The organism is Mesorhizobium sp. B2-8-9 (genome assembly GCF_006439475.1).
GTDB lineage: Bacteria > Pseudomonadota > Alphaproteobacteria > Rhizobiales > Rhizobiaceae > Mesorhizobium.
Window position 1 is genome coordinate 1 of record NZ_VFTQ01000021.1, and the last position, 13,746, is coordinate 13,746.

11 protein-coding genes and 1 pseudogene are annotated in these 13,746 nt (G+C 61.1%); 5 read left to right on the forward strand and 7 right to left on the reverse strand.

From position 1 onward, the window contains the following. Positions 1–184: 184 nt before the first annotated feature. From FJ423_RS22535 to FJ423_RS22565, 7 genes and pseudogenes are all read right to left on the reverse strand, one after another. Positions 185–946: an ABC transporter permease gene (locus FJ423_RS22535; protein WP_140845276.1), complete on the reverse strand. Its 762-nt coding sequence runs from the start codon at positions 944–946 to the stop codon at positions 185–187. Then, entirely contained in the window at positions 943–1,869 is a 927-nt protein-coding gene (locus tag FJ423_RS22540; protein WP_140845277.1) for an ABC transporter ATP-binding protein, read from the reverse strand. Before FJ423_RS22540 ends, FJ423_RS22535 begins: the two co-directional genes overlap by 4 nt. A gap of 617 nt (positions 1,870–2,486) precedes the next feature. Beyond that, positions 2,487–4,187 (reverse strand): phospholipase D-like domain-containing protein, encoded by a 1,701-nt coding sequence (locus FJ423_RS22545; protein ID WP_140845278.1) that lies wholly within the window; start codon positions 4,185–4,187, stop codon positions 2,487–2,489. Positions 4,188–5,164: 977 nt separating this feature from the next. Continuing rightward, complete coding sequence (msrA, locus tag FJ423_RS22550; RefSeq protein WP_140845279.1) at positions 5,165–5,908, reverse strand: peptide-methionine (S)-S-oxide reductase MsrA; 744 nt, start codon at positions 5,906–5,908, stop codon at positions 5,165–5,167. A 311-nt stretch (positions 5,909–6,219) separates the two neighbouring features. Beyond that, positions 6,220–6,504, reverse strand: a complete 285-nt coding sequence (locus tag FJ423_RS22555; protein WP_140845280.1) for a hypothetical protein — start codon at positions 6,502–6,504, stop codon at positions 6,220–6,222. 86 nt (positions 6,505–6,590) lie between these two features. After that, entirely contained in the window at positions 6,591–7,298 is a 708-nt protein-coding gene (locus FJ423_RS22560; protein ID WP_140845281.1) for a DUF1223 domain-containing protein, read from the reverse strand. 177 nt (positions 7,299–7,475) lie between these two features. Further along, positions 7,476–7,845, reverse strand: a pseudogene (locus tag FJ423_RS22565) (DUF559 domain-containing protein). Between the two features lie 146 nt (positions 7,846–7,991). On the opposite strand from FJ423_RS22565, the gene lepA reads away from it, so the two are divergent. The 5 genes from lepA to FJ423_RS33655 all read left to right on the forward strand — a co-directional run bounded on the left by lepA (position 7,992) and on the right by FJ423_RS33655 (position 13,739). Beyond that, the gene (gene lepA / locus FJ423_RS22570; protein WP_095769428.1) at positions 7,992–9,797 is read left to right on the forward strand and encodes a translation elongation factor 4; all 1,806 of its coding nucleotides are present in this window, start codon (positions 7,992–7,994) and stop codon (positions 9,795–9,797) included. Positions 9,798–10,082: 285 nt separating this feature from the next. Further along, positions 10,083–10,628, forward strand: a complete 546-nt coding sequence (locus FJ423_RS22580; protein WP_210239572.1) for an ABC-three component system protein — start codon at positions 10,083–10,085, stop codon at positions 10,626–10,628. Then, on the forward strand, positions 10,625–11,146 hold the full coding sequence (locus FJ423_RS22585; RefSeq protein ID WP_140845284.1) for an ABC-three component system middle component 5: 522 nt from the start codon (positions 10,625–10,627) through the stop codon (positions 11,144–11,146). Before FJ423_RS22580 ends, FJ423_RS22585 begins: the two co-directional genes overlap by 4 nt. Beyond that, positions 11,133–13,061: an ATP-binding protein gene (locus FJ423_RS22590; RefSeq protein WP_140845285.1), complete on the forward strand. Its 1,929-nt coding sequence runs from the start codon at positions 11,133–11,135 to the stop codon at positions 13,059–13,061. The genes FJ423_RS22585 and FJ423_RS22590 overlap by 14 nt, the downstream gene beginning before the upstream one ends. Positions 13,062–13,226: 165 nt before the next feature. Further along, entirely contained in the window at positions 13,227–13,739 is a 513-nt protein-coding gene (locus FJ423_RS33655) for a hypothetical protein (RefSeq protein ID WP_181174871.1), read from the forward strand. Positions 13,740–13,746: the final 7 nt, after the last annotated feature.

Genomic DNA, 13,746 nt, shown 5'->3' on the forward strand with positions numbered 1-13,746 from the left:
AAAGCTTGGCGCCTTTCCTCTCCCCCGTCGATCGGGGGAGAGGTGGCTCGGCGAAGCCGAGACGGAGTGGGGGTCGACCAGCGCTACGTTGGACAATGCTTGCGCCAAGCTGCCGTGCACGCTATCGCCAAAGGCCAGCTGCTCGGAATATGTGCATAGTGTAGCCATGGGGCGAGGAACTCCGTCAGTTTCTCAACCGGTATCCCGTCTTGAATATCCACGCGACGATCGCGATGCAGATGGCCAGGAACATCACCGTCATGCCGAGGCTGACGCCGACCGAGACGTCGGCCTTGCCGTAAAAACTCCAGCGGAACCCGCTGATCAGGTAGACGACCGGGTTGAACAGCGTGATCGTCTTCCAGATGCCGGGCAGCATGTGGATCGAATAGAAGCTGCCGCCGAGGAAGGTGAGCGGCGTGACGATCAAGAGCGGCACCAGCTGCAGCTGCTCGAAGGTCTTTGCCCAGATGCCGATGATGAAGCCGAACAGGCTGAAGGTCACCGCCGTCAGCACCAGGAAGGCGATCATCCAGAACGGATGCTCGATCCTGAGCGGCACGAAAAGCGCCGCGGTGGCCAGGATGATCAGGCCGAGCATGACGGACTTGGTCGCGGCACCCCCGACATAGGCGATGATGATTTCCAGGTAGGAGACCGGCGCCGACAAAAGCTCGTAGATCGAGCCGACGAATTTCGGGAAATAGATGGCGAAGGAGGCGTTGGAGATCGACTGCGTCAAGAGCGACAGCATCATCAACCCCGGCACGATGAAGGCGCCATAGGCGATGCCGTCGATCTCGGTGATGCGTGAGCCGATGGCCGAGCCGAAGACGACGAAATAGAGCGATGTCGAGATGACCGGCGAGATGATGCTCTGCAGCACCGTGCGGAAGGCGCGCGCCATCTCCACCCGGTAGATCGCCCATACCGCGCGCAGGTTCATGGCTCTTGCCTCAGAAGATTGACGAAGATCTCTTCGAGCGAGCTGTTCTTGGTGTCGAGGTCGCGGAACTGGACGCCGGCCGCCTCGAGGTCGCGGATCAGCGAGGCGACGCCCGGACGGTCGCTCTGGTTGTCATAGGTGTAGGTGAGCTGGTTGCCGTCGTCCGACAGCTCCAGTGAATAGTGCGAAAGCCCGTCCGGAACGGCGGCAAGCGGCGCGCGCAGCTCCAGGTTCATCTGCTTGCGGCCGAGCTTGCGCATCAGCTCGGCCTTGCCTTCGACCAGGATGACCTCGCCCTTGTTGATGACGCCGACGCGGTCGGCCATCGCTTCGGCCTCTTCGATGTAATGCGTGGTGAGGATGATGGTGACGCCGTCCTCGCGCAGACGCCGCACCATCGCCCACATGTCCTGGCGCAATTCGACATCGACGCCGGCCGTCGGCTCGTCGAGGAACAAGACGCGCGGCTCGTGCGACAGCGCCTTGGCGATCATCAGCCGGCGCTTCATGCCGCCCGACAGGGTGATCGCTTTGGAATCCTTCTTGTCCCACAGCGAGAGGTCGCGCAGCACTTTCTCGACGAAGGCCGCGTTGGGCGCCTTGCCGAACAGGCCGCGGCTGTAGTTCACCGTGGCCCAGACCGTCTCGAAGGCGTCGATGGTGAGCTCCTGCGGCACCAGCCCAATCAGGCTGCGCGCGGCGCGGTAGTCGCGGCCGATGTCGTGGCCGCCCACCGTGACAGTGCCCGACGAGCGGTTGACGATGCCGCAGACGATCGAGATCAGCGTCGTCTTGCCAGCGCCGTTGGGCCCGAGCAGCGCGAAGATTTCGCCGCGCTCGATGTCGAGATTGATTTCCTTCAGCGCCTTGAAGCCGGTGGCATAGGTTTTCGTGACACCGGAGATCGAGATGATGGATGACATGCTGAAATACGGCCGGCTGGAAAGGTGATCTCATATAGGTCGGATGCCGCCGGGTGCAACTGTCAATCGCCGCTGCTGCTGACAGTTCTGGACAGGGAGCGCCCAACTGGCCGCCTTGCGAGACCAGGTATACCGGCCGCGGCGACTGGAGCGCCGCCGCCCACGACAGATTCTTTCTCCCGATTTACGCCACGGCATGCACACAAGCGGCTGGTCTTTGGCGATAGCGTGCATGGCAGCTTGGCGCATGTATTGGCTAATGTAGCGCTGGTCGACCCCCGCTCCGTCTCGGCTTCGCCGAGCCACCTCTCCCCCGATCGACGGGGTAGAGGAAAGGCGCCAAGCTTTTTGCCGTCAATGCTCGTCCAGCAACGCTCCCTTCCTTTCCCTCCGGAGGGGGGAAAGGTGGCGCTGCGAAGCAGCGACGGATTGGGGGAACCACCTGGCAATCAAGCCTCGGCCTGATCAGTCGCGCCAGGAGAAATGCACGATAGGGCAATGAGGGGCGGCGCTGACCTGTCAGGCAGTTATGGGTCGGCGGTTAGCCGCAGATGCCGGCGCTGCCCCTCATCCGTCACTTCGTGACACCTTCTGCCCGTGGAACGGGGAGAAGGAAATCAGGTCTGCGTCCAGAACGCGATCTCCTGCGCCTTGGTCCTGAGCTCGGTCTTCAGCCACTGATCGTCGTCGTCGAGATAGCTCCACGGCGTCCTGCCTTGGGCCCGCATCTCGCGGATGTAGGAGCGGTAGCGGTAATGGCTGTAGACCGACATCGCATAGGTGGCATAGGCGGCGGCAAGCTTCCTGTGGCCGCGCACGATCACCAGGTTCTCGTCGTTCTTCTCGCTCGCCGGCGCCGAGAAATTATGGCTGCCGGTCACCACCACGCAGTCGTTCGAATGCGGGTCGGTCACCAGGATCTTCGAGTGCACGATGGCGTGGCCGATCTGCGACAGGAAGCTCCGCCGGTTGACCTCGGCGATCCACGGCCCGAGCGGCGCGTCGAGGCCCTGCGGCTGCGCCACCGCATAGCGGTCGGGCGTGAATTTCCGGTCGCTGCTCACCAGGTCGATGTCGAGGAAGTTCTGATCGGTGCCGCCCTCCTCCGCGCTCAGCGTCGAGACCACACCGCGCACATACATGCCCTTTTCCCTGGCACGCTGGCCGGCCAGCGTGTGCAGCCCCTGCTTGCCCGGCGTGAACATCAAGAACAGCACCGCCTGTTTGGCCGAGGCGATGACGTCGCGCAGCGCCGCCATGTCGGCGCCATCCGAGGTGCGGGTGAACCACACCGTCGTCTTGGCGGTCCCGACCGTGAAAGTCTTGGGCGCGTCGTTGTCCGCCATCAGCGCCGGCGTGAAATTGGCCGGGTCGGTCTTGGGCGGCGAGGCGTCCTTCAACAGGTCCCAATGCTTGCGGAAATGCGCCGCGACCGCCGCGTCCTCGATCAGCAAGCCGTTGTTGACCTGCGTGCACAGGCCGGTCGTGCTCCAGTTGGTGCTGCCGGTCCACGCCATCTTCGGCTCGCCGTCCTTGGACGCGACGACGAATTTGTTGTGGCCGAGGCCTTTCGATTTCAGCATCCGGTCGATGGTCGCGATGCCGTGGTCGTTGAGGTTCTTGCGCGCCTCCTTGTTGCCGTCGCCGCTTTTGTCGGAGCCGTTGGCGAGGATGAGATGGAGCCGCGGCCCGAGCCCGATCAGCGCCGTCTCCAGCGTCGCGTCGCCGAGCTCGTAGAGCGCGGCATGCAGCTCGTCGCCGGCGACCTGCGTCAGCCCGACCATGCGCAGCCCGAGATCGCCTTCGAGGAAAGCGCGGAATTTTGCGTCGCCATTGGTCTGCAGGCTCTTCTTGAAGGCCGCGGGCGACAGCTTGTTCTTGGCCATGTAGCGGGCGACGAATTGCGACAGCACCAGGCCGCGGTTGAAGTAGCAGGAAAAGCCGCCGCCGGCGTCGGTGGCGAGCGTCGCCCAGTCCGTCCAGTCGCTCGACACCCCCTTGGTCAGCGGCTTGCCGGGTCCGGCGCTCATCATCGCGGTCACCCGGTAGCGCACGACATTGCCGACATCGGCCGCATGGTCGGTCCAGTTGAAGCGCTGGAACGGCCAGACATCCGACGGCCTGTGGTCGCCCGATTTCGGCTTGTCCTTGGTGAAGCCGACGCGGTTCTCCACCGGCTCGATCCTCTCGCTCGCGCCGGCCTTGCGGCCGCGCTCGAGCAGAAAACCCCGGCACCCGGCGATGAAGTCGCTCGGTGCCCAGGCGACGAAGGCGTCGTCGCCATTGGTGTAGACGGAGACTTTTATGTCGATGGCCATCTGTCGTTCCTCCCCATCGTCGTCGTTCCCGAAGCGCGGCCGGCATGCCCGGCCCAACAATGCAGCCAACAAGAATCCGCCCCGGAAGCAGCGCTCCGGATCAGCTGAAACAGATTTTTCGAAAGAGTGACGGCGATGATTATGTGGCGGCAGAAGATCGGATGTCAATGTTTTGCAGCGTCAAGTATAATTCTATGAACTGCTTCACATTGTGTTCTGTTTGCCAGCAAAACAAAGGGCGATGGTTTTGCTACCATCCGGAGCCAGCCTCGTCATTCCAGGGCGGAGCAGCCGCGAAGCGGCGTCGCGCAGTCCCTGGAATCCGTGCCGTGGACCTTGATCGAAGGATGTAGCCGGGCAGAATTCTGCAGCGTTGCGGCGCTCGGACGTCACGGAATGGATCCTCGGGTCTGCGCGCGTCGCTGCGCTCCTTGCTCCGCCCGTGGATGACGATCGCGATGGGCGTTGCGGCCAATCGCCAAGGCATGCCACCCCAACGCGGACACATACCCCAGCCTCGTCATCCCAGGGCAGAGCAGCCGCGAGGCGGCGCCGCGCAGACCCTGGAATCCGTGCCGCGACCTTGATCGAAGGATGCAGCCGGGCAGAATTCGGCACCGTGAGCGGCGCTCGGAAGTCACGGAATGGATCCTCGGGTCTGCGCGCGTCGCTGCGCTCCTTGCTCCGCCCGTGGATGACGATCGCGATGAGCGTTTCGACCAATCGCCAAGGCATGCCGCCTGCCGACCGCGGACATACCTGACAGTCGAAAAATCCCAGCTTCGTCATTCCAGGGCGGAGCAGCCGCGAGGCGGCGTCGCGCAGACCCTGGAATCCATTCCGTGACCTTATGAAGGCTGCAGCGGAGCAGAATTCTGTACCGTAGCGGCGCTCATACGTCCCGGAATGGATCCTCGGGTCTGCGCGCGTCGCTGCGCTCCTTGCTCCGCCCGTGGATGACGACGAGCGGGTGTCGCTCAGCTCTTGCTGGAGGCCAGCACCAGCACCGGCTTCTCGCTGTAAAGCTTGGGGAACAGCGCCTTCAAATTCTCGATCTTGGGCAGGTCGTTGTAGACGATATAGGGATAGGTCGGGTTCAGCGTCAGGAAGTCCTGATGGTAATCCTCGGCCGGATAGAAGGTCTTGCCGGTTTCGAGCGTGGTGACGATCGGCTTGCCGAACACCTTGGCCTTGTCGAGCTGGGCGATATAGCTCTCGGCGACCTTCTTCTGCTCGTCGTTCTCGGCGAAGATCGTCGAGCGGTATTGCGTGCCCTGGTCCGGCCCTTGGTAGTTCAACTGCGTCGGATTATGCGCGACCGAGAAATAGACCTGCAGCAGCTGGCCGTAGGTGACCTTCGACGGGTCGTAGGTGATCTCGACGGATTCGGCGTGGCCGGTGCGGCCGGTGCCGACGACTTCATAGACGGCGTTTTCGGCGCTGCCGCCGGTATAGCCGGACACCGCCTTGCTGACGCCCTTGACGTGCTGGAACACGCCCTGCACGCCCCAGAAGCAGCCGCCGGCGAAGATCGCCTTCTCGGTGCCGCTTGCCGCTTTCTCGTCCAGAGCCGGCGGCGGGATCACCACCGCGTCCTCGGCCGAGCGGGCCGGTGTCTGCCACAGAGCCGCTGCCGCCACGGCCGCAAGGCCGAGCACTGCCAACGCGCTGCGGGCGAAGAATGGCGATCGCCGCGCGGCCTTTGCCTTTATGCCGTTCATGTCCTGATCTCCTGTTGTTGCTTCATTATATACGATCGAAACCGCGAAGCGGTTCTCACTTTGCCGTGCGGCCAATGGCCGAGGGCGCTCCCCCTCTCCGTCTCGGCTTCGCCGAGCCACCTCTCCCCCGCCTCTGGCGGGGGCGAGGAACCCAGGCGTACAAAGGCCGCGTCCTCCGCGATTGGCGTTTCCTCGCCCCCGCAAAGCGGGGGCGAGGTGGATCGGCGCGCAGCGCCGAGACGGAGCGGGGGCTGCGCTGCCCTGTGCGATTGCCTCGCAGGCCGGCGACGCAAGCGGATCGCAAGCTTACCTTACTGGGCGGTGGTGTCCGCTGGCTTCATGGCATCCGTCGCAGGCTTCATCGCATCCGCCGGCTTCATCGCATCCGTCGCGGGCTTCATCGCTTCGGTGCTCATCGCATCAGGCTTCATGGCATCGGCGGGTTTCATGGCGTCCGTCGCCGGCTTCATGGCGTCGGTCGCCATCGCGTTGGCGGGCTTCATCGCATTGGCCGTGTCGTCGGCGCGGGCGCCGGCGACGAAGACGGACGCGGAAAGCGCGAAGGCCAGCGCCGGCAGCGTGAGGAACTTGGACATGGGTCGTACTCCTTGGGTTTTGGCGCGTGCATGCGGCCCTGGTGAAGCGTTGCCGCGCATGCGGCCCCGCGCGAAGAGAAGGAAAATCAGTTGGCGGCCGCGGCCAGGATCGGTCCGCCGCGCGGCGCCTGCACCAGCACCGCGGTGCTCAAGCCGCCGGCGGCTGCCGGCAGCGGCAGCGTCGTCGCCGTGCCGTTCCAGCTGCCGAGCTTGGTCAGCGCATGAACGACATTGGCGTGCGGCAGCGTGCGGCCGGTGTTCTCGCCGCGCGCCACCGGCACCTCGACGACGCCTCTCGTGTAGCGCACCAGCCAGATGTCGGCGCCGCCGCCCGGCGCCTTGCCGGCGCCGATGCTGACCTTGCCCTGCCCAAGCGAAAGCTCCGGCCCCTGCGTGCGACCGCCCTTGCTGGTCTGACTTCGGGCGATCAGGCTCTGGATCTCGCCCGGCGCGGCGCCCACGCCGTCGCTTCTGCCGTTCACCACCACTTGCGGCGTGAACGGCCCGTCACGGCCGAGCGACGGCTCGTAGGTCACCTGGCGTTCCGTGAATTCCTTGCGGCCGAACGTGTCCTTCCAGCCGAGATAGTCCCAATAGGTGACGTTGAACGACAGCGCCAGCACGCCCGGCTGGTCCTTGACCTTGATCAGGTTGGCGTTGGCCGGCGGGCAGGATGAGCAGCCCTGGCTGGTGAACAGCTCGACCACGGTGAGCGGCTGCGCGGTCGCCGCGCCCATCGTGGCCGCGAGCATCGCGCCGGCGAGCAGGGCCATCCTTGTTGTCGTTCCGGCCATGGGAAGCAGTCTCCGTTGCGGGGTCATGCTTCATTTCGCCGGGATGGAGAGGTTCGTTACAGCCTCACTGGTTTGTGATGTTGAGCATTTCCCTTCTCCCCTTGTGGGAGAAGGTGGATCGGCGCGCAGCGCCGAGACGGATGAGGGGTGCTCCAGCGGAGTGAGACCTCCACCCGCTCACCGCCAGGGCTGCAGGCTAGTGTCCTTCACATAGGCGATGATCGTATCGCAGACGCCGTCCAGATCCTTCAGCACATCATCATTCCAAAAGCGCAGGATCCGAAATCCTCTCGCGTTCAATTCAGCTCCGCGGGCCAAATCCGATTCCGAGTCCGTGCTGGCTACCATCCAGCTCGACGATGAGCCGCGCCTCGAGACAAGCGAAATCGGCGACGTATTTTCCAATGGGCACCTGCCGGCGAAACTCGATCCGATCGAGCCTGCGGTCGCGCAATTCCTGCCACAGCTTGTGCTCAGCCTCCGTCATCTCACGGCGGAGCGTCCGGGCAAAGCTGCGTTTGGCTTGGGTGACGGGCTGGTGCGGCATTGCGCCAGACTAGCTGGCCGCTGAGTTCCGTCCAACACCCCTCATCCGTCTCGGCGCTGCGCGCCGATCCACCTTCTCCCACAAGGGGAGAAGGGAAAAAGGCGTTCCGCTTGCCCCTCAACCCCGCCCCTGCTAAAGCGCGCCGCATGACCACCCCGCTCGACCACATCCGCAATTTCTCCATCGTCGCCCATATCGACCATGGCAAATCCACGCTTGCCGACCGGCTGATCCAGCTCACCGGCACGCTGGAGGAGCGCGACATGAAGGAGCAGGTGCTGGACTCGATGGATATCGAGCGCGAGCGCGGCATCACCATCAAGGCCCAGACCGTGAGGCTCAACTACCGCGCCAAGAACGGCGAGGATTATGTGCTGAACCTCATCGACACGCCCGGACATGTCGACTTCGCCTATGAGGTGTCGCGCTCGCTCGCCGCCTGCGAGGGCTCGCTGCTGGTGGTCGACGCCTCCCAGGGCGTCGAGGCGCAGACCTTGGCCAATGTCTACCAGGCCATCGACAACAACCACGAGATCGTCGTGGTGCTGAACAAGGTCGACCTGCCGGCAGCCGAGCCCGAGCGCATCCGCGAGCAGGTGGAGGAGGTGATCGGCCTCGACGCCTCCAACGCCGTGCTGATCTCGGCCAAGACCGGGCTTGGCGTGCCCGACGTGCTGGAAGCGATCGTCCACCAGCTGCCGCCGCCGCGCGAGGGCGACATCGCGGCACCGCTCAAGGCCATGCTGGTCGACAGCTGGTACGATGCCTATCTCGGCGTCATCGTTCTGGTGCGCATCATCGACGGCGTGATGAAGAAGGGCCAGACCATCCGCATGATGGGCACCGGCGCGAAATATCTCGTCGAGCGTACCGGCGTGTTCAAGCCGGCCCGCGTCAATGTCGACGAGCTCGGCCCCGGCGAGTTCGGCTTCTTCACCGGCTCGATCAAGGAAGTGGCCGACACCCGCGTCGGCGACACCATCACCGAGGACCGCCGCCCGACGCAAAAGGCGCTGCCCGGCTTCAAGCCGGCGCAGCCGGTGGTGTTCTGCGGCCTGTTCCCGGTCGACGCCGCCGATTTCGAGGATCTGCGCGCCGCCGTCGGCAAATTGCGCCTCAACGACGCGAGCTTCTCATACGAGATGGAAACCAGCGCCGCACTCGGCTTCGGCTATCGCTGCGGCTTCCTTGGCCTGCTGCATCTGGAGATCATCCAGGAGCGGCTGGAGCGCGAGTTCAACCTCGACCTCATCGCCACGGCGCCGAGCGTCGTCTACCGTCTGAATCTGAATGACGGCTCGGTGAAGGAACTGCACAACCCGGCCGACATGCCCGACGTGGTCAAGATTGCCTCGATCGAGGAGCCGTGGATCCGCGCCACCATCCTGACCCCCGACGATTATCTCGGCGGCATCCTGAAACTCTGCCAGGACAGGCGTGGCATCCAGGCCGATCTTTCCTATGTCGGCAAACGCGCCATGCTCACCTACGACCTGCCGCTCAATGAGGTGGTCTTCGATTTCTACGACCGGCTGAAGTCGATCTCCAAGGGCTACGCCTCCTTCGACTATCATCTGACCGACTATCGCGAGGGCGACCTGGTGAAGATGTCGATCCTGGTCAACGAGGAGCCGGTCGACGCGCTGTCCATGCTGGTGCACCGCACGGCGGCGGAAAAGCGCGGCCGCGCCATGTGCGAGAAGCTGAAGGAGCTGATCCCGCACCATCTGTTCAAGATCCCGATCCAGGCCGCGATCGGCGGCAAGGTCATCGCCCGCGAGACCATCTCGGCGCTGCGCAAGGATGTCACCGCCAAATGCTACGGCGGCGACGTGACCCGCAAGCGCAAGCTGCTCGACAAGCAGAAAGAGGGCAAGAAGCGGATGCGCCAGTTCGGCAAAGTGGATATCCCGCAGGAGGCGTTTATCCAGGCGCTGAAGATGGGGGACTAGCTGCTTAACTAGTTCCAAAATAGAAAAAGGATGCTACATTGGGCTCGGGATCGGGAGGGTGATTCATGGCCGCAATTGCAGACTACATATCTGAAATAATAAGTTTCTTGGTAGGTGTAGGCGCCGGTTCGCTTATAACATTTCAAATTACCAAAAACCGAGCCGGTCCTGGCGGAAATGCCGTTAATCAGGCCGGAGCTACCGCTGGTCGTGACATGGTAGGACGTGACAAGTCGATCACGAAGTAACGTGTCGGTAAGGGCGCGTAGCGTGGCGGCAAGCACAGTGGATCAGTCGGGCGCCCACGCCGGTCGCGACATGGCTGGCCGCGACATCAATCATAACAACATCGCTGCAAGTCGCGTAAGCGCAGTCGAGAAACTCTTGCAGAAACTGGAGAGTGAGATTGCTCAAAATCAAGTCGCCAAGGACATGATCGACAGGCTCAAACGGTTCTACACACAGCGATCGCACGATGGTGTGCGGGGGCTGCAGGCGAAGTTGAGCATAAGCGGGCGTGACGATTCCTATGACGATGCGATCGAAATGAAGGAGATGTTTGTTAAGTTGCTGGAGCGCTGGTCTCTCTATTACTCCGCCCAACAGATAATTGTGCATTTGTTGGCAAGGGCGGAGCGTCAGTTCAACGATATAATACTTCCGCAAGTTGCTTCGTGCGATCGAGTCCAGATAAACACGTTTATGAACGACCTAATTGTGGCTCCAACTGTAGAGGATTGCGGCGCAAGTGTGTTGGAGGTTGACCACAATACCGCAATGGGCATGATTTACTGGCTGGCGGAACAATGCTTTGTGCGTTGGCATAAATGACTCAGCTTTCCTTTCAGCCTGCGTTTGATGCATTTCATGCAGTATTTAGGTTTTTGCGGTTGCGCAACGTGGCTGGATCTTCGGACGGGCTAGCCTACGATAAGTTGCGGATTCTGGATTTCTACCTTTTGTTCCCTCACAAAATCCGCGACATTAGGCTGACAGCTTCACATCAGAAGTTCAAAAAGCTCTCAGATAAATATGCTCATACCAAGCCCTACGGCGAGTTGCCCGACATAAGGCTGGTCTTTGAACGCATGCGGCCCATGCAGGCGGCTGCTATCCAAACCCTCGCCGCGAGGTCTTTGGTGAGCGCAGATGCGCTAAAACAAAGCGAGGTCATGGCGACTGAATCAACTGTCCCGCAGAGGCTCGCGCAACGAGTGGCAGAGATTAATGTGTCTCAGTCAGACCTTATGGATTTCTTAGCCACTCTCGCATCGGATTATCCGCTGCAGGGCGACAATGGGCTGAAGGCGCGAACCGGCCTAATGGAGCATCGATATGATGCGATATGAGCCCACACTAATAGTGACGCGGGTAGTGGTCGAGCGAGGTGAACTCGTCGTCTATAATGAACAATTTCACGAAGGCGTTAACGTCGTTCGAGGCGACAACTCCTCGGGTAAATCGACAGTCTTGAACTTTATTTTTTATGGCTTGGGCGGCGAGCTGGCCGACTGGAGCGCCGTGGCCCGACTTTGCACGAGAGTTGTGGTGGAGGCGCGTATAAACGGGCGCATGGTGACGCTCAGCAGAGAGATTTCCGAATCTGCTGGGCAGCAGCCAATGGAAATTTTTGGCGGCCCGTACGAGGTGGCGGTAGAAGCCCCGCGATCAGATTGGATACGCTACCCATACAAGAGTACGAGCAATCGAGAAAGTTTTTCGCAGGCAATTTTTAGCCTGCTGGGCATACCAGAGGTCTCTAGTGATCTTTCTGGAAACATAACTATGCACCAGATTCTTAGATTATTGTACGCCGATCAGCTAAGCCCAATAGAAGATATATTTCGTTTCGAGAGGTTTGACCAAGCAAATCTGCGGGACACGGTGGGTCGGCTGCTGTGTGGTGCATACGATAGTGCTCTATATGACAATGAGCAAAAGATTAAGGAATATGGTAAGGAGCTGGACAGGGTAATTGGGCAACTACACTCTCTATTTACGATATTGGATAGAGTTGGCGGGTCGGATCAGGGATTAACTGTCGAGTGGATTCAGGCGCAGCGAAATAGTCTCGAAAAGGAGAGAGATTCTGTTCAGGCGGCGATTGAACAAGCAGAAGCTGCACTTTTTTCAAGTGAGGTGAAGGACAAATTCACGCTCGACTCGCAAGAGGCAGCTTATCGCCGGGTGCAGGAGATCCAGTCGACCCTTGTGCGAGCCCGTCAAGAGCGTGATGCCCTCACATTGACGATCGCTGATTCAGATGCCTTCATAGTTAGCTTACGGAATAAGATCGAGGCGCTGAAGGACACCGAGAATGTAGCCGAAAACATTGGAGAGGTTAGCTTCCAATGGTGTCCCGCTTGTTACGCTCCGTTGGAGGATGAAGCAGCTCCACATTCCTGCCATTTGTGCAAAACGCCGTTCGACTCCGAACAGACGCAAGTGCGCATCTCCGCCCTGATCCTCGACACCAGTCTGCAGATCAATCAATCGGAGGAAATTCAACGGAGACGAGCCGACCGCCTATCTCAGCTGGATATTTCGTTGCAGCAATCGGAAGAGGAATGGCGCCGGGCATCTCAACATCTTTCCTCGGTACAGCGATTGCCTTCTACCTCATTGCGGGAGCGCATTGGAGAATTGCATAGACGGGCCGGCTATCTGGAGAGACAGGTAGAGGATTTGAACCAGAAGGCCAGGCTGGTTGACACGGTGCGCGAGCTTTCCAGTCGGCGGGAGGAACTGGAAGGGGCTATCACTGGGCTAAAATCCTTCAACGATGCCCTTCGTTCCCAGCAGCAGAGCAGGCTGTCGATTGCTTACACTCGCATCTCTGAAGAAGTTAAGGAGCTTCTCCGCAACGATTTAAGGCGACAAGACATTTTCGAGGATCCGGAGACCGTTAGCTTTACGTTTGGCCAGAACAAGGTCGCCGTCGACGGAGAGAATTACTTTTCAGCCAGCTCTAGAGCGATTCTAAAAAGCAGCTTCTACCTCGGGTTCTTAGCCGCTGCTACTAAAACGGAATTCTTCCGCCACCCCCGATTTTGTATGATCGATACACATGAGAATATGGGTGTGGAAGCAATCCGCAGTCAGAATTTCCAATTGCAAATTCTTCGAGTTTCGAAGGAAAGTAAGGTGGAGCATCAAATAATCTATGCAACTGCCATGATTGAACCTGCATTGGAAGACGATGCGTATACGGTCGGCGCATTCTCCACGAGCGACGAAAAGACAATTGGCATAAGGCTAAACTGATTTCTGGATGTCCATGGCCTACTTCCCGTACGACTGAGCAAAGGGCCACAAACGGAGATCACTCCATCCACTCCCTAGCTACGGGAGTACGATTGCTTCCTCCAGAGCCCCTTTCAGGTTGCAGCCCGCGTGGCGTATCCTGCCTCCAGCTTGGGGAGACATCACATGCGCTCCACTCTCGATCTCGCCGCTGCGATCGGCCTCGCCATCGGCGGCGCTTTTGGCATGGCGGGCACGTTCGTTGCCAGCGACGCGCTGCGCGAGACGGTCTGGGCCATTGACGGTGTCGGCATCGTCGTCGCGGCGGCGCTGCTCACGATGAAATATCAGCGGCTGGGCAATGACCTCGTCGCGGCCGGCTTCCTGACTTTCCTTGCCGGCGAAAGCCTGCTTCTGGCCGGCAACGCGGCGGGCCTGCAGGCCTCTGTGCCTTCCTATGCCGGCGGCATTGCGCTGTGGGCGGCGGGGCTGGTCATGGTCAGCGCGCAAGCCACATTCGCGCTGTGGGTGCGACTGACGGCGTCCGTCGCCGCTGTGCTGTTCGCCGCCTCGGCCCTCATGATCCTGTGGGGCGCGCCGCTTTTGCCCACCTCGGCGCCGCTGCCGGCGCTCGGCTATCCGTTCCTGGTGCTGACCTTCATCGGCTGGATCTGGACTTTGCTGAAGCCGGAGCGTTGAGCGCGAA

What these genes read in the sequence shown, in the direction of transcription:
- FJ423_RS22560 (WP_140845281.1), bottom strand. Translation starts at nt 7,298, where the DNA reads ATGGCCGGAACGACAACAAGGATGGCCCTGCTCGCCGGCGCGATGCTC.
- lepA (WP_095769428.1), top strand. Translation starts at nt 7,992, where the DNA reads ATGACCACCCCGCTCGACCACATCCGCAATTTCTCCATCGTCGCCCAT.
- msrA (WP_140845279.1), bottom strand. Translation starts at nt 5,908, where the DNA reads ATGAACGGCATAAAGGCAAAGGCCGCGCGGCGATCGCCATTCTTCGCC.
- FJ423_RS22590 (WP_140845285.1), top strand. Translation starts at nt 11,133, where the DNA reads ATGATGCGATATGAGCCCACACTAATAGTGACGCGGGTAGTGGTCGAG.
- FJ423_RS22545 (WP_140845278.1), bottom strand. Translation starts at nt 4,187, where the DNA reads ATGGCCATCGACATAAAAGTCTCCGTCTACACCAATGGCGACGACGCC.
- FJ423_RS22585 (WP_140845284.1), top strand. Translation starts at nt 10,625, where the DNA reads ATGACTCAGCTTTCCTTTCAGCCTGCGTTTGATGCATTTCATGCAGTA.
- FJ423_RS22540 (WP_140845277.1), bottom strand. Translation starts at nt 1,869, where the DNA reads ATGTCATCCATCATCTCGATCTCCGGTGTCACGAAAACCTATGCCACC.
- FJ423_RS22535 (WP_140845276.1), bottom strand. Translation starts at nt 946, where the DNA reads ATGAACCTGCGCGCGGTATGGGCGATCTACCGGGTGGAGATGGCGCGC.
- FJ423_RS33655 (WP_181174871.1), top strand. Translation starts at nt 13,227, where the DNA reads ATGCGCTCCACTCTCGATCTCGCCGCTGCGATCGGCCTCGCCATCGGC.
- FJ423_RS22555 (WP_140845280.1), bottom strand. Translation starts at nt 6,504, where the DNA reads ATGTCCAAGTTCCTCACGCTGCCGGCGCTGGCCTTCGCGCTTTCCGCG.